Here is a 21,320-nt window from a genome sequence, read left to right on the forward strand (position 1 = left end):
TATAGATCCATTCCACTACCTATCCAAGGTTTCAGCTAGGGATTTCAAATATTTTTCGTACGCAAAGGTAACACTTTAAAACGAAACTACCAAACATTCTTTCAATCTTTTACAAAATTAACCATACTTCTAACAACTTCGACTTCATCAGCATTTATTTTAGAACTTTTTGTTATTCTTATGCAATATTCATCTTCAGAAGTATGCTCACTGTAAAAATTCAATTTATCTCCACTGTGACTTTCTGCAACATATGCAATTTCAAAGCGTTTAATTGTATTATGAAGATACCAATCTAAATTCCATAAATCAAGAATATGTTCAATATATTTTACACTATTGATATGTCCATTTATATCAACATCACTATAGTTTGTATCTATGGTCCTTACAAGCTTTGCATCTGCAGACATCTTAACTCGTGAACATTTAGCGATAGGACATTGTTTTTCTTTATCAACATAGTCAAGAATAAGACCATCATGAACAGCTAATATGTCAACAGGCTGACGCGTATCAGTGTCTATCATAGCCCAAATGCTCTTACCATATCCATAAATCTTATTTGAATCAGAATTAACAACTGTGAAATTTCGACTTGTGAAAAATTTCATAACACCGTCTACCCATGTCTCAATATTAAACTTATCATATGATATAGGCATATCAGTCATTTCTATTGCCAACCTTGACAGGACCCAAGTCTTGTGAATTGGATTTAAATAGCTCATCCCGTATCCACGCTCATTAGAATGGAAATCAGCTGCATTCAACATATGATTTCCCAGATGTCCCATAAACAAATGTTTCGAAAAGTCGCAATGAAAAGGCTCAGCTAAAAATTTATAGCAACCAACTTTATCCAAAATATCAGTCATTATCTTTACTCTCCTGTTCGTGTAAGAAATCAGATATAGGTTCATCAAAACTTCTTGTCACTGCTATACGGCCACTTCTTGTATATTGTAGTAGACATTTAAAATCGTTTAATTTATTAAATAAGTCAGCGATATCCTCTGTCAAACCAGCTAATAACACAGTACTGTAAGTATGGTTGACTTCCATCATACGCGCATCATGCCTACGAATAGTACGAGATACTTCAGGGTTATCCAACAATACAGGCGTTGAAATTTTAAAAAGAGCCACTTCGTGAATAAAGAGCTGTTCATCAGTATAATAATCAGCTTTCACAACATCAATTTTCTTCTCAATGGCTTTTGTTATTTTATTTATCTGCTCTTCATCACTCCATGCAGTAATCGTATACTTGTGTACATTTAATATACTGCTAGCAGAAACATTTAAACTCTCTATATTTACTTGTCTACGAGTAAATACCGCCGTTATTTGATTTAATATACCGGCGATATTCTCAGAATAGACTAATAATGTATATAATTTTTTTTCCATTTACTTAAAATTTGAAATACTAATAATCAAGTTCAAGCAACATTCCATCAACACTCTTTCCAGGTAATGTCATAGGAACTATATCTTCATTTTCCTTAATGGAACATTCCAAGAAATAAGGTCCCTTTGTTGAAATCATCTTTTCAACTTTAGAACGCAAATCTTTACGGTCAACAACAAGATCATAAGGAATGTTATATGCCTTAGAAATTTCCTGATAATGTGGATTCATCATATGAGTGAATGAATAACGACCATTAAACATTAAATCTTGCCACTGACGTACATTCCCTAGGAAATTATTATTAAGAAGGATTATCTTTACAGGTGCCTGTTGCTCCATTATAGTGCCAAACTCTTGTATACTCATCTGTAAGCCTCCATCTCCACAAAAACAACAGATTGTTCTTTCTGGAGCGCCAAAACTTGCACCGATAGCCGCAGGAAGCCCAAATCCCATTGTGCCAAAACCTCCACTAGTAACAATAGAACGCTTATTTTTAAACTTAAAATAGCGACTAGATATCATCTGATTTTGACCAACATCATTCACCAATACGGCCTCTCCATTAGTAACTTCAGCAACAACATGTGTAACCTCGCCCATCAACAAAGGACCTTCTGTTGGATGAATACCTGGCTCAATGACCTTCTCCGTTTCCATATCATCATATTTCTTAAACGAATCACGCCATGCACGATGATTATTTTCATTCAACAAACTTGATATCGCAGGAAGGGTTTCCTTACAGTTTCCCAATACTGCAACATCAGCTTTAATGTTTTTATTTATCTCTGATGCATCAATATCAAGATGAATTATCTTTGCTTGTTTTGCATATGTAGAAGGTAACCCAGTAACTCTATCACTGAATCGCATACCTATTGCTATAAGTACGTCGCACTCCTGAGTTTTCATATTGGCAGCATAACTACCATGCATTCCCAACATACCAATATCTAAAGGATGATCAGATGGTAATGCAGACAATCCTAGCAATGTGCGACCAGCAGGAATGTCGGCTTTTTCAAGGAACTCGACAAGTTCATTCTGTGCATTTCCTAATTCAACACCCTGTCCTACCAATGCAAACGGTTTTTTTGCCCCATTGATTAGCTTTGCAGCTTCTTCAATAGCGCTACTGTCAATTGCAGGATATGGATTATATGACCTTACATTGTCAACTTTTATTGGATTCCATTCGCAAGTATGGTTCTGTGCATTTTTTGGAAAGTCAAGAACAACAGGTCCTGGACGGCCAGAACGCGCAATATAAAAAGCACGGCTCACAGCCCAAGCCACATCTTCGGGACGACGTATTTGGTAAGCCCATTTTGTAATAGGTTGTGCGACTCCTACTAAATCAACTTCCTGAAAAGCATCAGTACCCAAAGCTCCAACGCCTACCTGTCCTGCTATTACAACAATTGGAGTGGAATCCATCATTGCATCAGCAATACCCGTCAATGTGTTAGTAGCTCCCGGTCCACTAGTCACAAGGCAAACACCAACATCTCCACTGACTCGTGCATACCCTTGGGCAGCATGAGCAGCAGCCTGCTCGTGACGTACTAAGATGTGATCAAACATCTTCTTTTCACCTCTAGTGTAACCATACAAAGCATCGAATACAGGCATTATCGCACCACCCGGATAACCGAATATAGTCTTAACACCTTCATTATGCAAAGAACGCATCAATGCTTCAGAACCTGTAATTACTTCTTTACTCATTATATATAACTTAAACTACTAAAACATATTCAATATCAATCAATCATTCTTACGCCACCTTTATCAGCAGAACTAACACTTTGAGCATAAGCTCTTAAAGCTTTACTAACAACTCTGTTACGCTTTAAAGGTTGTTGTTTACGTACAGACAATTCCTCATCACTTAGTTTTACGTTTATACTACGGTTCGGAATATCAATTTCAATAATATCACCATCTTTTATCTTACCGATATTACCACCAGCAGCAGCCTCTGGAGAAATATGACCAATACTCAATCCAGAAGTTCCACCAGAAAAACGTCCATCTGTAATCAATGCACATTCTTTTCCCATGTGCATACTCTTAATATAAGAAGTTGGATAAAGCATTTCCTGCATACCAGGACCACCCTTGGGACCTTCATGTGTAATAACTACACAGTCTCCTTTTTTAACTTTGCCACTAAGTATGCCATCACAAGCATCTTCTTGACTATCAAAGACAACAGCAGGCCCAGAAAAATGCCATAAAGATTTATCAACTCCAGCTGTTTTAACAACACATCCATCTTGAGCTATATTTCCAAATAGAACACCAAGCCCACCATCTTTAGTATAAGCATGTTCAAAATCCCTTATACATCCATTTGAACGATCTGTATCAAGACTGTCCCATTTCTCATCCTGACTACCCATTTGAGTAGAAAATCTATGTCCAGGTGCACTATGGTAAATTCTATCGGCATCAGGATTAATAGTTGTACCTGTAATGGAATATTTAGAAAGAGTTGCATCAAGTGTCATACCATCAACTCTATTTGTATCTCCATGAAGCAATCCAGCTTTGTTTAATTCATTCAAGATGCCAAGTATTCCACCTGCTCTATTGCACTCTTGAACGCTATATTTTTGAGTATTTGGAGCTAGCATACACAAACAAGGAACTTTACGACTCAATTCATCAATATCCTTCATTTTGAAATCTACATCACCTTCCTGAGCAACAGCAAGAAGATGAAGGACGGTATTAGTACTACCCCCCATAGCAATATCAAGAGCCATAGCATTAAGAAAAGCATTGCGGGTAGCTATACTACGCGGTAAGACACTATCATTACCATCTTCATAATAAGAGAAAGCATTTTTGACTATCTGACGAGCAGCATCTTTAAATAATTGTATTCTATTTTTGTGAGTTGCTAAGATAGTTCCATTTCCAGGAAGAGCCAAACCAATAGCTTCAGTAAGTGAGTTCATAGAATTTGCTGTAAACATACCCGAACAGCTACCACAACCAGGACATGCACTACTTTCTATTTCTTTCATTTCAGCATCACTTACAGATGGGTCAGCACCCTTAACCATCGCAGTAATCAAATCGGCATTTTCGTTTTTCCAACGACCAGCTTCCATCGGACCTCCAGAACAAAATATAGTTGGAATATTTAGTCTCATTGAAGCCATAAGCATGCCAGGAGTAACTTTATCACAATTTGATATACATATCATAGCATCTGCCTTATGAGCATTAACCATATACTCAACAGAGTCAGCTATTATATCTCTTGAAGGTAAAGAATAAAGCATTCCATCATGTCCCATTGCAATACCATCATCTATAGCGATAGTATTAAACTCTGCAGCATAACACCCCATACTCTCTATTTCCTTTTTAACAATCTGACCTATTTCATGAAGATGTGTATGTCCAGGAACGAATTGAGTAAAACTATTGACTATTGCTATAATTGGTTTACCAAATTGTTCATGCTTCATGCCAGCAGCAACCCATAAAGCTCTAGCGCCAGCCATTCTTCTGCCTTCTGTACAGACAGTACTTCTTAATTGATGTTTCATACCTATAATGTATTTTTTATACAAATATCATAATTGAGAACAATCTTCTCTTTATTTAATTTGCAAAGATAATTAGAAAATACGAAACAACCAACAATTTAAAGCATATTATTCACAAATACATCATTTATGTAATATAAACGCATAAAAAAGTTTTGATTTATCAAAAATACTCGAAATTAACAATAAAAAAACCCTAGCGGCTGGTGCCACTAGGGAATATCTTAACTAATATAATTCAGTTAATTGTTTGTTACTTTACGTAAACTACAGCAAGACGGTTAGATGTAACACCCTCTACACCCTTACCAGTTGCTTCCTTAACTATAACGCCCTTAGACTTCAAGTACTTAGCAACATTGTTAGCACGAATCTGAGAAACCTTCTTGTTAACCTTTGCAGAACCTTCTGGAGAAGCTGTACCGATAATTTCAACAGTTACACCATTAGCAATATTGTCTAGAACCTTCTTAGCATCCTTAGTAAGGTTAGCCTTACCCTGAGCGAATGTTACGAAAACAGGACATGCTTGTGCCTCTGCAGGAACCTCCTTGATAACTTCCTTGATAACTTCCTTAGGCTTCTTAGCAAGTTCATTGCGAAGATCACTAATCTGAGCATTCAAACCATCAATTTCGCTCTGATCACGTAATTGAGCAATTTTGAAGTTGTGAGTACCATTAGAATTCTTGAACTTGTAAACAACACCTGCATTCAACTGAACGAAAGCATGGTTTACATCAAACTTTGTTCCATCATTTCCTAGGTTGTAAGGAGTGTTAGACTTGTCATTAAGACCATACATAATTGCTGGTTCAATGTAAATCTGCCATGCCTTATCAGCACCAAGGTTGAAAGCAAAATCAAGAGCTACCTTAGAAGTAAGGTTGTTAATGGCTCCAGCTTTATCATACTCAATTGAATTTCCAAAAAGATGTCCCCAACCGATACCAGCAACAACACTAACCTCAAATGGACGTGGCTGACCAAGATAACCACCGAACCAGTTGCTCAAATTAACAGTACCAAGAAGGCTTGTGTTAAGGTAGCGAACAACAGTACCAGTAGAATTCCAAGGTTTATTTGAGAAATAAGCGTTGCTTTCGATTGCAGCACCCAAAACAGGAGTAAAATTACGACCAATGCGTACACCAAAATTAGGATCAAGGCCCTTCATCCAAGAATGACCTGTAGCCTTTGTTGCAAGACCACCATTTATACCTACATAAATGTTGTCAAATGTTTTACTCTCTTCTACAGTCTGTGCAGAAGCAGAAACTGCTAAAACAGCAGCAGTGAATAATAAAACTAACTTTTTCATGTCTCTCTAAAATTAATTAATAATTATTGATTTTTCTATGTTCTAATTTCTGATTGCAAAGTACGTAAAAATTATCGAAACATCCAAATTTTTATTAATAAATTTATGCTATATAACATGAAAAATGAGCAAAATCAATTCAATTATTGTGTATTAAGCACTTTAGCTCATTGTTTTTTGTATTTTGTTTGGTAAATTGAATAACTTTTTGCTATCTTCGCAGTATGAAAAAAATTATCCTCATAACTGGTGGACAACGTTCCGGAAAAAGCGTTTATGCCGAAGATTTGGCTCTTAGTCTTAGTCCAAGCCCCATTTATCTTGCTACAGCACATATTTGGGACCAAGAGTTTATGATAAGAGTTAAGAAACACCAAGAACGACGAGGCTCTAATTGGACAAACATAGAAGAAGAAAAATTTCTTTCACGCCATTATATTTATAATAAGGTTTGTGTTATAGATTGTATAACATTATGGTGTACTAATTTTTTTTATGACAAAAGTCGTGAAGACAAAAATCAGCCTAGTGTTGACGAAGCTTTAAAAGCAATCAAAGAAGAATTTGATAAATTCACAAATCAAGATGCGACATTTATATTTGTAACTAACGAAATTGGTAGCGGTGGCGTTAGCGATAATGCTATACAAAGACGATTCACAGATATGGAAGGTTGGATGAATCAATACGTGGCAAGCAAAGCAGATGAAGTTATCCTTATGGTTTCAGGTATTCCTATAAAAATAAAATAATTATGAAAAGAAGATTTAACATACAATCACCTTGCTTGGATATAAAACAAGACATTCAATACAAAATTGATAATCTAAACAAGCCAAAAGGCTCTTTAGGAATGCTTGAGGATTTAGCATTGCAAATTTGTCTGATACAGCAAACTCTATCGCCAGAGTTATTACATCCTTGCCACATACTTTTCGGTGGCGATCATGGTGTTGAGAGAGAGGGCGTTTCGGTTTCTCCACGTAACGTTACTTGGCAGCAAATGATAAATTTCACAAAAGGTGGAGGAGGTGTAAACATGTTTTGTCACCAACACGGATTTGAATTAAAAATTGTGGATATAGGAGTAGATCATAACTTATCTGACTATCCAAAGATAATCAATCGAAAAATTGCAAATGGTACAAAGAATTTTCTTTATGAACCAGCGATGACAGAAGAACAATTCAGAAATGCAATTGATATAGGTGTCGCTATGACTGATGAATGTATCACAGAAGGGTGTAACGTAATCTGTATTGGAGAAATGGGCATTGCAAACACTAGTCCATCCAGTATTTGGATGAGTATCTTTGGAGGTATTCCGCTTAAAGAATGTATAGGTGCTGGAGCTGGGTTGTCGGACGAAGGTATAAAACACAAATACGACATTTTAAAAAAATCAATTGAAAAATTCAATACTAGCAATCACGATATAATTGATACAATTAGATATTTTGGCGGTTTCGAAATGGTCGGTGCTATAGGAAGCATGCTTAGAGCCGCTGAGAAGCATGTATTAATACTTGTTGATGGTTTCATTATGTCTGCATGCATTTTGGCCGCAAGCAAATTGTATCCAGAAATACTAAAATATGCAATTTTCGGACACTGCGGAGATGAATCTGGACACCGCAAAATGCTAAACATACTCAATGCCAAGCCACTATTATCTCTGGGATTGAGACTCGGAGAAGGCACAGGAGCACTATGTGCCTACCCCATCATTCAATCTGCAGTGAACATGACGAACGAAATGAATAATTTCAATAATGCACATATAACAAAATATTTTTAAAAATGCTTGTTTCAATAGAAAAAGACATAAAATTATACGATCGAATCTGGGCTGCACTAATTTTCTTTACAAGATTACCATTCTGGAGAATGCATCAACCACCCAAAGAAGCTTATGAAACCGTTGTTGAATTTTGGCCTCTTGTTGGGTGGATTACAGCACCAATAATGGCTGTTATATTATTTTTCGGACCAAGATTCATGCCATACGATCTAGCTATAATATTAGCTATTCTATCACGAATAGCGATAACAGGAGCTTTACATGAAGATGGGCTAACCGACTTTATAGATGGTTTTGGTGGTGGAGGTAATGACAGAAAAAGGATTCTCGACATTATGAAAGACAGTAAAATTGGGACATACGGTGTACTTGGAATTACATTCTATCTCTTTACATTTTATAAATGTCTATCTCTATGTTCACCAATGAATGCAGCAATAATGGTAATTGCAGCTGATCCTTTCTGTAAAATGCTAACATCCCAGATTATTCAAATGATGCCATACGCTCGGACTGCAGAAACTGCAAAAAATGGTGTCGTATATAAGAAATTCAATATGCGAGGAGGTATATTGTTGATGTTACAAGGTGGAATCCCTATTTCTATTATCTGGTACTTTTTCGGTTTATCTTATATATGTATTACAGTCCCAGGAATTGTATTGTATTTTCTATATCTATTTGTATGGAAGCGCATACATGGTTATACAGGAGACTGTTGTGGAGCAATATTTCTAATGACAGAATTAAGTTTCTACATAACGTTTATAATTACTCACTATAATTATTTTACAAATTAAGATAATGAAAGTTACACTTATCAGACACACAAAAGTTGGAGTTCCAAAGGGAACATGTTATGGTTGGAGTGATATTCCTGTGGCAGAAACTTTTATGGAAGAAGCGGCTATAACAAAAGAAAAATTAGAGTATTTAAAACCTTTTGATATTGTTTATTCTTCCCCACTCACCAGAGCTCGAAAGTTAGCTGCAGCATGTGGTTATTCAAATCCAATATTAGAAAATAGACTTAAAGAAATGAATATGGGTGATTGGGAAATGCGCTTATATGATGATATCGCTAATGAGGATCCCCATATACTTGATTGGTATAACGACTATATGCACTTGGAAGCAACAGGAGGTGAGAGTTTTCCTATATTATATCAGCGTGTTGCTGATTTTCTTGATGAATTAAAGGATAAGTCATATAAGAATGTTGCGATATTCGCCCATGGAGGTGTTTTGATATGTGCAGGAATATATGGGAAATTATTCAAAAAAGAAAATGCCTTCGAAAATCTTATAGATTACGGAGGCATTGAAACTATAGAGATTTAAGAACCTCTATAGTTCTATTCCAACAACAGAATAAGCTGGGAGTTGGATTATATTATTACCTATTATTAATGCTGAACTTGTATTATTAGCATCATTTGAAATTTTCTCTGTTGTCTTGCTTTCTGGTTTTCCTCCAAACATCACATATTTTATATTTGAAGAAAGATTCATACCATTCACTTTAATACAGACCTTTGTTGGTAATGCGTTAACAAGCTTAAGATATGTCTTACCTTTAGTTTCGTCTCTCACTACACTTGAAGCCACACGATAAGCATACTTATCATCAATATTTATCTTTGAGCTGATATACTTATCACCAGAGTAATTTGAAAACAAAGCCTGGGTTTCATAGCTCGGGGTAGTAACAATATTTGTTTCATCAAAATAAATAAGATCTGGATTCCAATTCTTATGCTTATCATTACATAGCAGCGGAGCATAACTCGCCATTTCAACAACATCAGCATTGCGCTCTATATTGCAAAGATATATCGCTTCAGCTAATGCTGATTCCATAGTTCTTGTATGTGATGCATATTCACCAAGATATACCTTCGGAGCATTTCTATCATAACTGTCATAATAATCAGTATTATGCAAGAACCAACCTGTAGATTCATAATAATGTTCATCAACAGCGTCAATATATTTCTTATTTTGATTGGCAAATTTCCATCCCTCAATATAATCTGACGAAGGATTGTGAAAAGGACCGACAGTGCCAACGACCTCAATATTTGGATATTTAGCTTTAACAGCTTTACATATCATTAAATATCTTTCCTCGAAAACTGTTGATATTAAATCTTCATTGCCAATACCTATCATTTTTAGATTGAATGGAGCCGGATGACCTGCTTCTTGACGCATTTTTGCCCATTTTGAAGTAGCAGGATCACCATTAGCCCATTCTATCATATCTAGTATATTCTGTATATATTCAGGCATTTGATCCATAGGAATACCACATTGTTGACCTCCTATACCCTTTGTGTTAGCAGAAGAATTCTGACAAGGCACTCCCGCAGCCATAACAGGTAAAGGTTCTGCTCCTATATCTTCACAGAACTGGAAATATTCGTAGTATCCCAATCCTCTAGACTGATGATAATTCCAGATATTTCTTTCAGGCTTTCTATCTTGTAAAGGTCCAATAGTCTCTTTCCAATTATATATATTGTCCAGCCCATCACCATGCAACATACATCCTCCAGGGAAACGAACAAACTTTGGTTTAAGATTTGCTATTGCCTGAGCTAAGTCAATCCTCATTCCATGACCTTTGAAGGTTTGATGAGGAAATAAAGAAATCATATCTACAGCTATCTGTCCTTGGTTCTTACCGGTTATAATCAAAGTAAGATTATGAAGCTTATCTACATATTCTTGATGCTTTTTTGTATCTAGTTTTAAATTCAAGTTATACTTAATCCATTCATTACCTTCTATTTTAATTTTTCCTTCGGCAATAGAATTTCCCAAAGAATCAACAAGAGAAATTATTAATTGATTTTTTTTACCATCAATGCAACGTGCAAACATAGAGAAATCAAAATCGTTTCCTTTAGACGAGATTATGTCATCCCATCCTGAATTAATAAGTGAGCTCTTGTTTATTATTGCATAATGCTGATTATTTTTACTTAAAGGTTTATCCGTAGATATAACTATTGGCTGATCTGACTTCCAACCAGTCGAAGCATTCCATCCAACATGATCTTTATCAGTATACTCAAAATCTCTATTTCTTAAAAGTTCAGCATACAATCCTCCATCGGCAGCGTAATTAATATCTTCAAAGAACACTCCGATCAACTTATTACTTATTTTCTTAGTTTTTGTAAAATCAATATCAATAGTTGCATTTATACTATCACCTATATTTGGAAAATGCTTTCCATCATCGGCCATTTTCTCACTATATCTTAGGTTATCCTTATCTAAAGTATTAAACCAGTTTCTGATATAATTAAGATGAAATGCAGGTATTTCAAATTCATTCCCTAAATACGACTTTCCATTTACAGTATCTCTGTCCATTTGCCATAAGACATCAGCTGCCTCCGATTCAACAGAATCTTCCTCAAAATGTCGAAAATCTTCAGAAGCATGGATATATCTCTTACCTTTTGCGGTTTTAAGATAAATATCAAAACCACCATCATCCATTTGGTAAATAATAGGATTATTAACTCCACATTCAGCAACTAAAGGATAGTCTTGCGGGCGCCATGTTATCAAATCCTCAGAATACGCAGCAGCAAAAGTAGGAGCAGTATTATTAACTCCCCAAACAGCACGCCAAGTTCCATCTTTTGCCTTAATTACAAAAGGATTATGCATCTTTTTCTCTGCACCCCATTGACCATAGTCTGAAGAGCACAACTGTCCGACATCATTCCATTTTTCATTCTCACCAAGATAAGCAAGACGCAGTCCTCCGCTTTCTCCTGGAGAATAAACAAATATTTGACATGTTGAATCTTTACCAGATATCATATATTCTGGTTCTACATTCTGCGCCATAGCACTTAATTGAAACACTAGCGATATTAAAAGTACATTTAACTTCTTCATGATAATACATTTTGTCTCATTAAAAGGGGACTGATTCGCATCACTGCGTACCAGTCCCGTAAAAATTAGAGAGTTATAAAAAAATCAAGTTATATATTCTTTTCATTTATAATATTCTTTTTTACCTGCTGCCAATGTATTCTTCATTAGAGAACATATGGTCATAGGACCAACGCCTCCAGGGACAGGGGTTATAAAAGAACATTTTTGAGCGACTTCATCAAACTTTACGTCACCATTAAGTCTAAATCCACTCTTTCGTGTAGCATCGGGAACACGTGTTGTGCCGACATCAACTATTACAGCACCATCTTTTACCATATCAGCCGTAACAAAATTTGGTCTACCAATTGCAGCTATTATAATGTCTGCTTCAAAGCATTCCTTCTTTAAATCTTTTGAATGACTATGGCAAACTGTAACCGTAGCATCACCAAAATTTTTCTGCATCATTAATTGAGCCATTGGCTTACCAACAATATTACTTCTTCCTAACACCACACATTTTTTGCCACTTGTTTCTATACCATAATGTTTTAACAATGTTATTATACCCAACGGAGTTGCAGAGATAAAACAAGGTAGACCAATTGCCATTCTTCCAACGTTAATAGGATGAAATCCATCTACATCTTTACGATAGTCAATTGCCATGATAATTTTTTGTTCATCAATATGCTTTGGCAAAGGCAGCTGAACAATAAAGCCGTCAACATCAGAATCTTTATTCAATCGATCAACGCATAAAAGTAGTTCTTCCTCTGTGACATCATCCTCATAACGAATTAGAGTTGACTTAAATCCACATTGTTCACATGCAATGACTTTGTTCTTGACATAAGTTTCAGAGCCACCATCGTGACCAACCAAAACAGCAGCTAAATGTGGTTGCTTACCACCTGCCGCTAGAATCTCTTTTACCTCTTCAGCTATTTCAGCCTTGATAGCTGCCGCTGTGGCCTTCCCATCGATTAATTGCATTATAGTAATAATTTATATTATTGTTTTGGCATTCCAGGCATTTTCATACCTTTCATGCGGCTCATCATGCCTGCCATCTGATTACCAGTAACCATTTTCATCATTTTACGAGTCTGATCAAACTGCTTTACAAGTTTATTAACTTCCTGTATGCTTGTACCAGAACCTTTGGCTATTCTTTGACGGCGACTAGTATTAAGAATCTCTGGAGTTGTACGCTCTACTGGAGTCATACTTCTAATAATAGCTTCAATACCATTAAAAGCATTATCATCTATATCAACATCCTTTATAGCCTTTCCTACTCCCGGAATCATACTTGCCAAGTCTTTCAGATTACCCATTTTTTTAATCTGCTCTATCTGATTAAGGAAGTCATTAAAATCAAATTTATTTTTCTGTATTTTTTTCTGAAGTCTCTTAGCTTCTTCCTCATCAAACTGTTCTTGGGCACGTTCAACTAGTGAAACAATATCACCCATTCCCAAGATACGATCAGCCATACGTGCAGGATGGAAAACGTCTATAGCTTCCATCTTCTCACCAGTACCAACAAACTTAATTGGTTTAGTTACGACTGTTCTGATAGAAAGTGCAGCACCACCACGTGTATCACCATCCAATTTAGTGAGGACAACTCCGTCAAAATCTAATCTATCATTAAATTCCTTAGCTGTATTAACTGCATCTTGACCAGTCATTGAATCAACAACAAACAATGTTTCATCAGGATTCAAAGCTATTTTAAGATTAGATATCTCTGTCATCATCTGCTCATCAACGGCAAGTCGACCGGCAGTATCCACAATAACAACATCATAGCCTTTAGCCTTAGCCTCTTGTATTGCATTCTTTGCAATATCAATCACATTTTTGCTTTCTGGCTCAGAATATACAGGTACAGCAATTTGTTCGCCTACGACTTTTAACTGTTCTACAGCGGCAGGACGATACACATCACAAGCTACCAACAAAGGTTTTTTATTTTTCTTTGTCTTTAGTATATTAGCTAGTTTTCCACTAAATGTGGTTTTACCTGAACCTTGAAGACCACTCATCAATATTATAGCAGGATGACCTTCAAGTTTAAGTTCAGAAGTATCCCCTCCCATGAGTTCTGCCAATTCGTCATGAACCAATTTAATCATCAATTGACCTGGTTTCACAGCGGTTAGCACATTCATACCCATTGCCTTTTTCTTTACATTGTCAGCAAAAGCTTTTGCTACTTTGTAGTTAACATCGGCATCAAGAAGTGCTCTGCGCACATCTTTAAGAGTTTCAGCAACGTTTATTTCGGTGATTTGTCCCTCGCCCTTGAGTATTTTGAATGAGCGCTCTAATCTATCACTAAGATTTTCAAACATATGATATTTCTTTTTTTATTTCTCTTTCAACGCAAAATGTACTCACTTTATGTCGTAAAAACGATGTACTATACTGCTTTCATGCAAAATTACATAATTAATAATATAAAAAAGAGTGTTAGATAATATTTTAAAAAAAATTAATAGAGTTTCTACTTTACTCTCCATGAATATTTTTATGGTATTGTTACATAATATTGCCGTTTACTGTTTGAATTTCGTAATCAAAGGTAAATGATCACTATAACCATTAAGATATTTTGCTCCTCTAAAATTTCTGAAAGGCTGCACACCGCCATAAATTTCATCTTCAACAAGAAGAAACTTATAATCAGCAATGCTACAACTTATAACCAATGATTTTAGTGTATTACTGCAAAAAACATGGTCAAGACTCCCCCATTCTCCTTTATACTTATATGTTCCTTTAGCCCCATTATTACCACGGGCATCAATCGAAACATCCGTCATTCCGAAATTGCTTATATATTGTAAACTTTTATCACTAGCATAGTCATTAAAATCTCCTGCAACAACAATCTTTGCCAATGGGGAGATTATCTTTATAGAATCAATAGCTGAAATAAGTACCTTAGCAACAGCCATTCTATTTGGTCGTGAAGCCAATTCACCACCAGCTCGACTTGGAGCATGAACAACAAATACATGAATAGTATCGCCGCTGATAATTTTTCCTGATGCGTAAAGGATATCACGAGTAGGTCTCATGTCTTTTATCGGAGTAATTCTTATGGGATGCCAATCAATTAATTGAAACGAAAATGGAGAATATAGCAAAGCCACATCTATGCCTCTTTCATCTGGAGAATTTGTAACAAGATATTCGTATCTGGCCTGGCGGAGTAATGAACGTTTTGTCAAGTCACGCATAACACTGTCATTCTCAACCTCGCACAATGCTACCATATCAGGGAGCATCCAACGTCCAGAATCCTCACCACATGCTATTATTTCCTGACCAATATGATTAATCTTCTTCCAATATCTACCATTATTCCAATAATGATAGCTATCAGGAAGAAACTCAGTATCATTCTTCAGTGAATCATGTTGAGTATCAAAAAGATTCTCACAGTTCAATTCTACGAAAGTAAAAATACTGAGCAACAAATAAAATATTTTCATAACTGAATTATCATACCAGATCCTCTTTTACATGCTGTCTAATCTTGGTAAGATATGCCTTCATCGCTTCAGCATCCTTTTTATCTATAATATCTATCAGTACCTTCAGTTCCTCGCGTATTTTGGACACCTGACCACTTGTATAAGGATTGAACAATATTTCCTGAAGCAGATAATCATCTTCACTTAATACACCTTTAGCTATACGCATGTGACGCTTAAAAGTGGTTCCAGGAGCATCCTGGTGTTTCATTACAGCTGCAAAAACAAATGTAGACACAAACGGAATACTCAATGAGTAAGCTACAGTCTCATCATGTTCAAGGAAGGTGTATTCATATATATTAAGTCCAAGCTTCTGATATAGATCCTTAAAGAATATACGTCCCATGTAATCACCCTCACTAATTATGATTGCGTTTTCCTCACTGAGTTGGTTAAGATTTGCAAAAGTTGGACCAAACATAGGGTGAGTACTGACATAAGGATGTCCACTCTGCTCATAAAAATCCTTCAAACCAGTCTTTACACTTGCGATATCACTAACGATACATTCCGTTGGCAAATATGGCAAAATTTCCTTAAATGCAGATAGAGTATATTTAACAGTAACTGCATTTATAACCAATTCTGGTGCAAAGTTCTTAACTTCGTCCAATGTTGTAAAACGTTGGCAGTTATATGTAAAGCGCATTCTCTTGGCATCTTTCTCATATACAGCCACCTCATGTTCAAAACTGAGCAGGTCGATGAAAAAACTTCCCATCTTACCTGCTCCCATTATCAATATTTTCATCTTACTGATTTACTATTTCCAACTGCTGACGCACACTCTCTTCATGAATATGCTCAAATACCTGAGCTGCAAATTCAGGATTCATTCCACACAGACTAGCCTGTGCACCACGTTTTTCTAGTATTTCATTATAACGTGTAGCTTGAAGCACAGTCATATTATGTTCCTTCTTGTATGTACCAATTTCACGACAAACTCGCATTCGTTTTGCAAGAAGGTCCATCAGCTGATTATCAAGTTCATCTATTTGTGAACGAAGTAGGCGCAGTCCCTCTGTTGTAGTATGTTCATCACGCACAACAAGCAAACTGAGGATATAATCCAATATATCTGGAGTAACTTGCTGTTTAGCATCGCTCCATGCCTCGTCTGGATTGCAGTGGCTCTCAACAATAAGACCATCAAAACCTAAATCCATTGCCTGTTGGCAAAGAGGTGCGATAAGATCACGTCTTCCACCAATATGACTTGGATCACAGATCATTGGCAACTCTGGAATACGTCTGTGCAACTCTATTGGAATCTGCCACATTGGAAGATTTCGATAAATTTTCTTATCATAGCTTGAGAAACCACGATGTATTGCTCCAAGGCGCTTTATTCCTGATTGATTGAGACGTTGAAGAGCACCTATCCATAATTCTAGATCAGGATTTACTGGATTTTTGACTAAAACAGTCACATCAACACCTTTCAAACTATCAGCCAAAGCCTGCATAGCAAAAGGGTTTGCGCTTGTGCGAGCTCCAACCCACAAAACGTCTATACCATACTTCAAAGCCTGCTCAACATGCTCAGGAGTTGCAACTTCAGTTGCAGTGAGCATGCCTGTTTGTTCTTTTACTTTTTTCATCCAAGGCAGAGCTTCCTCTCCCTTACCTTCAAAACCACCTGGTTTTGTACGTGGTTTCCAAATACCCGCGCGGAATATATGGCAGCCCTTGGCTGCTAGTTGTTTAGCTGTTGTAAGTACTTGTTCTTCTGTTTCTGCAGAACAAGGTCCGGCAATTACACATGAAGGACGTTCATTATCGCTCGGCAAATTAAGGGATTGTAATTCGAGTTCCATAATTGTATATATTTTATTATCTATTCATATTTGTAATATCACCATTCAATAGCCTTTATTCTATCAAGGGCTGTCTTAAGGTTTTCATCTTTTGCACAAAGACTTATTCTTACATAGCGTTTTCCATTTGATCCAAAAATCAAACCAGGTGTTATAAATACCCTAGCCTCATGCAATACTCGTTCAGTGAGTTCCTCAACATTTGAATATTTTTCTGGAATCTTGCCCCAAAGGAACATTCCTACTTGTTGTTTATCAAATTCGCATCCCAAAGTTTTCATTATATCTTCTGCAATATCTCTTCTGCGACGATATACATTGACATTATATTCTTGATGCCACTCCTCACTGTTTGTATTATATGCTTCGGCTGCCGCAAGCTGGATACCACGAAATGTTCCACTATCAATATTGCTTTTAATCTTCAATATCCAACTTATAAATGTGGCATTTGACGTACATAGTCCGACACGCCATCCTGGCATATTGAAAGCCTTACTCATTGAATTGAATTCTATACAACAGTCCTTTGCTCCAGGAATCTGCAATATTGAAAGTTTCTTGCCTACATTGAGTATAAACGAGTAAGGATTGTCATTTACCACAATGATATCATGCTTTTTAGCAAAATCAACCAAACGTTTGTAAGTTTCTACACATGCATTCCCACCAGTTGGCATATTTGGATAGTTAACCCACATCAATCTTACGTTTGTGAGATCCATTTTTTCAAGTTCATCGAAATCTGGTTGCCATCCATTATCTTCTCGTAAATTATAGTTTACGACCTTTGCACCAAGAATCTTACTCAAACTTGTATATGTTGGATAACCAGGATTAGGTACTAGAACTTTCTCTCCTGGATTTACAAAAGCCAAAGTAGTATGTAAAATACCTTCCTTACTACCAATGAGAGGTTGTATTTCTGTTGCAGGATTAATATCAACTCCATACCATTTTTTATAGAAATTTGCCATTGACTCTCGCAATTCCGGCGTTCCCATGGTTGGTTGATAACCATGAGCATCACTTTGTTTTGTAACTTCACAGAGCTTATCTATTGTTTGCTGCGACGGTGGCATATCAGGACTACCAATAGCCAAACTAATAATGTCCAGCCCTTGGGCATTAAGTTGTGCAACTTCTTTCAGTTTTCTACTAAAGTAGTATTCCTGTATTTCATTAATTCTGTTAGCAGGTTTCATATTCTCCAAGTATTTTTATATTCTTTACCAATGGTGTTATTGCATCAATACTCTGACGATACCTAGTAAGATTGTCAAACGATACATCTACATAAAACAAGTATTCCCATTCATGTCCGATAATTGGCAAGGACTGAATTTTCGTCAGGTTGATATCATAGAAACTTAATATTGTTAACACTTTGCTAAGACTTCCTTCCTCATGAGACAAACTAAATACGAGACTCGACTTGTTGCTTTTATCAACTTCTCTTAGTAAGGCTGCCTTATGTGGATTACTTACAACTAAAAAGCGTGTATAGTTATGTTTGTTGTCATGTATATCCTCCTGCAATATTTTCATTCCATATATATTTGCTGCACGAGACGAACATATTGCCGCCCATCCGGGAATATTATGACTTGAAATATACTCAGCACTACCAGCGGTATCTTCAGCCTCAACAGCTTTCATCTCAGGATGATTTTCAAGGAAGTTGCGACACTGTGCCAGAGCGACTGGATGAGAATGTACTTCAGTTATAGTGTCCCAGTTATCGTCTGGTAGGCAACATATAGAATGTTCAATATGCAGTTTATGTTCACCAACAACGGTCACACCACTCTCTCTAAGCAAGTCATAATTATGCAACAAAGAACCAGCTATTGTATTCTCTATTGCTATGATTCCTATCACCGTAGGGTCTTTCTTGATATTTTCAAACACCTGTTCAAATGTAGAGCAGCATATAAGTTCTATCTGTTCATCATTAAAGTATTGATGCGCAGCTATATCGTGGAACGAACCTATCTCACCTTGTATTGCAATTCTTTTCATATTTTCTTTAACAAAAAACGGTCTCACTCTTAAGAGCGGGACCGTTTCGTATTTATTTTAATTTCATTTTCCTATAAGTCGAAATTTACACGCAACTTCCCGCTTCACAAATCCTTGCAAAGTAAAAATAAAAGTAATAAAAAGATGCGTATGAATTATTCATAACTTTTTTGTTTTTTGTTATTATCGGTTGCAAAAATATAACTTTTATTTGACTCCACCAAAAGAATTACAACAAAAATTACCATTTTGCTTTCATTTTTTATATTTTATAGGCCTATACCACCTATTCCATAAGGATCTACACTGCGATATGCTTGTTCAACCTTCTGCTGTATGTTTTCTGTTCCCTCGGCTGTAAACTCTCCATTTATACCGTTTTGTTCCTTTGGATTCAATTCAAGAACTTGTCGCATATCCTCTTCAGCTCCTTCTTTATCGCCTAATGACAACTTTACAGCACCACGTTCTTTAAAAGCATCAATACAAAATGGATTTTGTTCTATAACCTTAGCATAAAATTCCAGAGCAATATCACTTTCACCCTTAGCTTTTGCTATTCTTGCTCTCAAGAGAAGTATATCCTCACTGCTTTCTGCATTTTCAGCTAACCACTTTGCATCATTTTCAGCACTGTTTAAGTCACCCATTTTTAGCAGAGTCTCACTTCTTAATAGGTATGCGCTATCATATTTTTCATTCGCTGTTATAGCTTTTGTAAGCAATGCAAGAGCATTGATAAGTTCGTTCTTGCCAATACATGCACGGGCATAAATATAGTTTGCCTCAGAATTATTATCATCTATACGTAAAGCTTCAATACATGCATGAGTCATGACATCATAATCTTCCAACATATATGCTACATTTGCCATTCGCATATATATAAGTATGTTGTCAGGTTGCGCTTTCGACATTTCATCCAACTGCTCCAACGCCGGTCTCAACTTATTATTCATTATTAATGCCTGTGAGTAATAATCCCTTAATTCAAGTTCAGGATTTATCTCCAACGCTTTCTCAAAGCATTCTAATGCATATGCAGACTGCCCTTTTTTCAAGGCTCTTACTCCTTCGTATTTTAATACGTCAAAGTTGCGCACTTTTTCGCGCAATCTGTCTTTCTCTGATTTATCGGTGTTCCCACCAAAAAGCTTTTTTAATAGATTCATATTATTCTGCAAGTTTAGAATATACATTATTAGGGATAATGTCTGTACGATCCCATTTAGGCCAGCTAGCACTCTTGACGTAATTTTCTCCGGCATCACGATACTCCATAAAAAGGAAACGTACATTAATATATCCATCAGTTCCGTCTTTAGCCAAGAGATAACAATATGCATATCTACGATAGCCTGTTATCTTGCTTCCTTCCTTGATGGCTGTCATTATCCAATCCTTTTGAGGAACTACACAATGTATAATCTTAGCATCAGGATATTTGCGGGCAAACTCTTCCTTGCTGATCTTTATTTGTTCTTCATCATCAGAGAGATTGTTGTTTGCAAAAAGATCAGTAGTATAGATTGGCATAAATTTCACACCATCGATCTCTTTTAAATCTTCGTTATTCTTTTTTGACAGTTCGTCAACACCAATAGCATCACCGATATTTTTTCCCGTTGTAGAGACCTGTTTCTTTGTTTTCTTCCAAAACGTTGAAACCTTTTTAACCAAAGTCTCTTTCGGGGCATTATTGTTTGTCTGGGCATTAACAGGAAGAACTGTCATTCCGAATGCTAAAAACATAAGATATATCAGATTTTTTTTCATAAGTTTATTATTTATAATGTTACAAAAGTAAAGTAAACCAACATAAATACAAAATATTTTCAGTTAATTTAAGCATACGGCATTATTTTAATATTGTTATAATAAAAAAAATTAATCATACTTCATTAATACTT

At 36.1% G+C, this 21,320-nt stretch carries 19 protein-coding genes; 4 read left to right on the forward strand and 15 right to left on the reverse strand.

Annotated elements, in window-relative coordinates; translation table 11 throughout:
• Window positions 1-101: 101 nt before the first annotated feature.
• From B045_RS0105925 to B045_RS0105945, 5 genes are all read right to left on the reverse strand, one after another.
• Window positions 102-878, reverse strand: coding sequence for an acyl-[acyl-carrier-protein] thioesterase (locus B045_RS0105925; protein ID WP_018463353.1), 777 nt, complete (start codon window positions 876-878; stop codon window positions 102-104).
• The gene (gene ilvN, locus B045_RS0105930; RefSeq protein ID WP_018463354.1) at window positions 871-1,413 is read right to left on the reverse strand and encodes an acetolactate synthase small subunit; all 543 of its coding nucleotides are present in this window, start codon (window positions 1,411-1,413) and stop codon (window positions 871-873) included. Before ilvN ends, B045_RS0105925 begins: the two co-directional genes overlap by 8 nt.
• 19 nt (window positions 1,414-1,432) lie before the next feature.
• Window positions 1,433-3,148: a biosynthetic-type acetolactate synthase large subunit gene (ilvB, locus tag B045_RS0105935; protein WP_018463355.1), complete on the reverse strand. Its 1,716-nt coding sequence runs from the start codon at window positions 3,146-3,148 to the stop codon at window positions 1,433-1,435.
• Between the two features lie 35 nt (window positions 3,149-3,183).
• On the reverse strand, window positions 3,184-4,986 hold the full coding sequence (ilvD, locus tag B045_RS0105940; RefSeq protein WP_018463356.1) for a dihydroxy-acid dehydratase: 1,803 nt from the start codon (window positions 4,984-4,986) through the stop codon (window positions 3,184-3,186).
• Window positions 4,987-5,239: 253 nt separating this feature from the next.
• Window positions 5,240-6,307 (reverse strand): OmpA family protein, encoded by a 1,068-nt coding sequence (locus B045_RS0105945; protein ID WP_018463357.1) that lies wholly within the window; start codon window positions 6,305-6,307, stop codon window positions 5,240-5,242.
• A gap of 224 nt (window positions 6,308-6,531) precedes the next feature.
• Between B045_RS0105945 and B045_RS0105950 the strand changes: the two genes are divergently transcribed.
• From B045_RS0105950 to cobC, 4 genes are read left to right on the forward strand one after another with little or no spacing between them, the layout of a single operon-like run.
• Window positions 6,532-7,059 (forward strand): bifunctional adenosylcobinamide kinase/adenosylcobinamide-phosphate guanylyltransferase, encoded by a 528-nt coding sequence (locus B045_RS0105950; RefSeq protein WP_018463358.1) that lies wholly within the window; start codon window positions 6,532-6,534, stop codon window positions 7,057-7,059.
• Between the two features lie 2 nt (window positions 7,060-7,061).
• Window positions 7,062-8,105: a nicotinate-nucleotide--dimethylbenzimidazole phosphoribosyltransferase gene (cobT, locus tag B045_RS0105955; RefSeq protein WP_025883192.1), complete on the forward strand. Its 1,044-nt coding sequence runs from the start codon at window positions 7,062-7,064 to the stop codon at window positions 8,103-8,105.
• A gap of 2 nt (window positions 8,106-8,107) precedes the next feature.
• Complete coding sequence (locus B045_RS0105960; RefSeq protein ID WP_018463360.1) at window positions 8,108-8,908, forward strand: adenosylcobinamide-GDP ribazoletransferase; 801 nt, start codon at window positions 8,108-8,110, stop codon at window positions 8,906-8,908.
• Window positions 8,909-8,912: 4 nt separating this feature from the next.
• Window positions 8,913-9,449, forward strand: coding sequence for an alpha-ribazole phosphatase (gene cobC, locus B045_RS0105965; RefSeq protein ID WP_018463361.1), 537 nt, complete (start codon window positions 8,913-8,915; stop codon window positions 9,447-9,449).
• A gap of 6 nt (window positions 9,450-9,455) precedes the next feature.
• Here cobC and B045_RS0105970 read toward each other — a convergent pair whose 3' ends face one another.
• The 10 genes from B045_RS0105970 to B045_RS0106015 all read right to left on the reverse strand — a co-directional run bounded on the left by B045_RS0105970 (window position 9,456) and on the right by B045_RS0106015 (window position 21,186).
• A complete protein-coding gene (locus B045_RS0105970; protein ID WP_025883194.1) occupies window positions 9,456-12,029 on the reverse strand; it encodes an alpha-L-arabinofuranosidase C-terminal domain-containing protein in 2,574 nt (857 codons plus the stop codon).
• A 102-nt stretch (window positions 12,030-12,131) separates the two neighbouring features.
• Window positions 12,132-13,010 carry a bifunctional methylenetetrahydrofolate dehydrogenase/methenyltetrahydrofolate cyclohydrolase FolD gene (gene folD / locus B045_RS0105975; protein WP_018463363.1) on the reverse strand — a complete coding sequence of 293 codons (879 nt, stop codon included), beginning with the start codon at window positions 13,008-13,010 and terminating at the stop codon, window positions 12,132-12,134.
• Between the two features lie 17 nt (window positions 13,011-13,027).
• Window positions 13,028-14,377: a signal recognition particle protein gene (ffh, locus tag B045_RS0105980; protein ID WP_018463364.1), complete on the reverse strand. Its 1,350-nt coding sequence runs from the start codon at window positions 14,375-14,377 to the stop codon at window positions 13,028-13,030.
• A gap of 204 nt (window positions 14,378-14,581) precedes the next feature.
• Window positions 14,582-15,523, reverse strand: coding sequence for an endonuclease/exonuclease/phosphatase family protein (locus tag B045_RS0105985; protein WP_018463365.1), 942 nt, complete (start codon window positions 15,521-15,523; stop codon window positions 14,582-14,584).
• 10 nt (window positions 15,524-15,533) lie between these two features.
• Entirely contained in the window at window positions 15,534-16,319 is a 786-nt protein-coding gene (locus B045_RS0105990; RefSeq protein ID WP_018463366.1) for a prephenate dehydrogenase, read from the reverse strand.
• 1 nt (window position 16,320) lies between these two features.
• The gene (locus B045_RS0105995) at window positions 16,321-17,388 is read right to left on the reverse strand and encodes a bifunctional 3-deoxy-7-phosphoheptulonate synthase/chorismate mutase type II (RefSeq protein WP_018463367.1); all 1,068 of its coding nucleotides are present in this window, start codon (window positions 17,386-17,388) and stop codon (window positions 16,321-16,323) included.
• Window positions 17,389-17,426: 38 nt separating this feature from the next.
• On the reverse strand, window positions 17,427-18,593 hold the full coding sequence (locus tag B045_RS0106000) for a pyridoxal phosphate-dependent aminotransferase (RefSeq protein WP_018463368.1): 1,167 nt from the start codon (window positions 18,591-18,593) through the stop codon (window positions 17,427-17,429).
• A complete protein-coding gene (locus B045_RS0106005; RefSeq protein WP_018463369.1) occupies window positions 18,580-19,410 on the reverse strand; it encodes a prephenate dehydratase in 831 nt (276 codons plus the stop codon). The genes B045_RS0106000 and B045_RS0106005 overlap by 14 nt, the downstream gene beginning before the upstream one ends.
• Before the next feature lie 269 nt (window positions 19,411-19,679).
• Window positions 19,680-20,582, reverse strand: coding sequence for a tetratricopeptide repeat protein (locus tag B045_RS0106010; protein WP_025883198.1), 903 nt, complete (start codon window positions 20,580-20,582; stop codon window positions 19,680-19,682).
• A 1-nt stretch (window position 20,583) separates the two neighbouring features.
• Window positions 20,584-21,186 (reverse strand): hypothetical protein, encoded by a 603-nt coding sequence (locus B045_RS0106015; RefSeq protein ID WP_018463371.1) that lies wholly within the window; start codon window positions 21,184-21,186, stop codon window positions 20,584-20,586.
• Between the last annotated feature and the right edge of the window lie 134 nt (window positions 21,187-21,320).

It is taken from the genome of Segatella paludivivens DSM 17968 = JCM 13650 (assembly GCF_000373185.1).
GTDB lineage: Bacteria > Bacteroidota > Bacteroidia > Bacteroidales > Bacteroidaceae > Prevotella > Prevotella paludivivens.

Excerpts from the sequence above, each read along its gene's own strand:
- B045_RS0105945 (WP_018463357.1), bottom strand. The coding sequence starts at position 6,307 with ATGAAAAAGTTAGTTTTATTATTCACTGCTGCTGTTTTAGCAGTTTCT.
- B045_RS0105950 (WP_018463358.1), top strand. The coding sequence starts at position 6,532 with ATGAAAAAAATTATCCTCATAACTGGTGGACAACGTTCCGGAAAAAGC.
- folD (WP_018463363.1), bottom strand. The coding sequence starts at position 13,010 with ATGCAATTAATCGATGGGAAGGCCACAGCGGCAGCTATCAAGGCTGAA.
- cobT (WP_025883192.1), top strand. The coding sequence starts at position 7,062 with ATGAAAAGAAGATTTAACATACAATCACCTTGCTTGGATATAAAACAA.
- ffh (WP_018463364.1), bottom strand. The coding sequence starts at position 14,377 with ATGTTTGAAAATCTTAGTGATAGATTAGAGCGCTCATTCAAAATACTC.
- B045_RS0105990 (WP_018463366.1), bottom strand. The coding sequence starts at position 16,319 with ATGAAAATATTGATAATGGGAGCAGGTAAGATGGGAAGTTTTTTCATC.
- cobC (WP_018463361.1), top strand. The coding sequence starts at position 8,913 with ATGAAAGTTACACTTATCAGACACACAAAAGTTGGAGTTCCAAAGGGA.
- B045_RS0105985 (WP_018463365.1), bottom strand. The coding sequence starts at position 15,523 with ATGAAAATATTTTATTTGTTGCTCAGTATTTTTACTTTCGTAGAATTG.
- B045_RS0105970 (WP_025883194.1), bottom strand. The coding sequence starts at position 12,029 with ATGAAGAAGTTAAATGTACTTTTAATATCGCTAGTGTTTCAATTAAGT.
- B045_RS0106010 (WP_025883198.1), bottom strand. The coding sequence starts at position 20,582 with ATGAATCTATTAAAAAAGCTTTTTGGTGGGAACACCGATAAATCAGAG.
- B045_RS0105960 (WP_018463360.1), top strand. The coding sequence starts at position 8,108 with ATGCTTGTTTCAATAGAAAAAGACATAAAATTATACGATCGAATCTGG.
- B045_RS0106000 (WP_018463368.1), bottom strand. The coding sequence starts at position 18,593 with ATGAAACCTGCTAACAGAATTAATGAAATACAGGAATACTACTTTAGT.
- ilvB (WP_018463355.1), bottom strand. The coding sequence starts at position 3,148 with ATGAGTAAAGAAGTAATTACAGGTTCTGAAGCATTGATGCGTTCTTTG.
- ilvD (WP_018463356.1), bottom strand. The coding sequence starts at position 4,986 with ATGAAACATCAATTAAGAAGTACTGTCTGTACAGAAGGCAGAAGAATG.
- B045_RS0105995 (WP_018463367.1), bottom strand. The coding sequence starts at position 17,388 with ATGGAACTCGAATTACAATCCCTTAATTTGCCGAGCGATAATGAACGT.
- ilvN (WP_018463354.1), bottom strand. The coding sequence starts at position 1,413 with ATGGAAAAAAAATTATATACATTATTAGTCTATTCTGAGAATATCGCC.
- B045_RS0106005 (WP_018463369.1), bottom strand. The coding sequence starts at position 19,410 with ATGAAAAGAATTGCAATACAAGGTGAGATAGGTTCGTTCCACGATATA.
- B045_RS0105925 (WP_018463353.1), bottom strand. The coding sequence starts at position 878 with ATGACTGATATTTTGGATAAAGTTGGTTGCTATAAATTTTTAGCTGAG.
- B045_RS0106015 (WP_018463371.1), bottom strand. The coding sequence starts at position 21,186 with ATGAAAAAAAATCTGATATATCTTATGTTTTTAGCATTCGGAATGACA.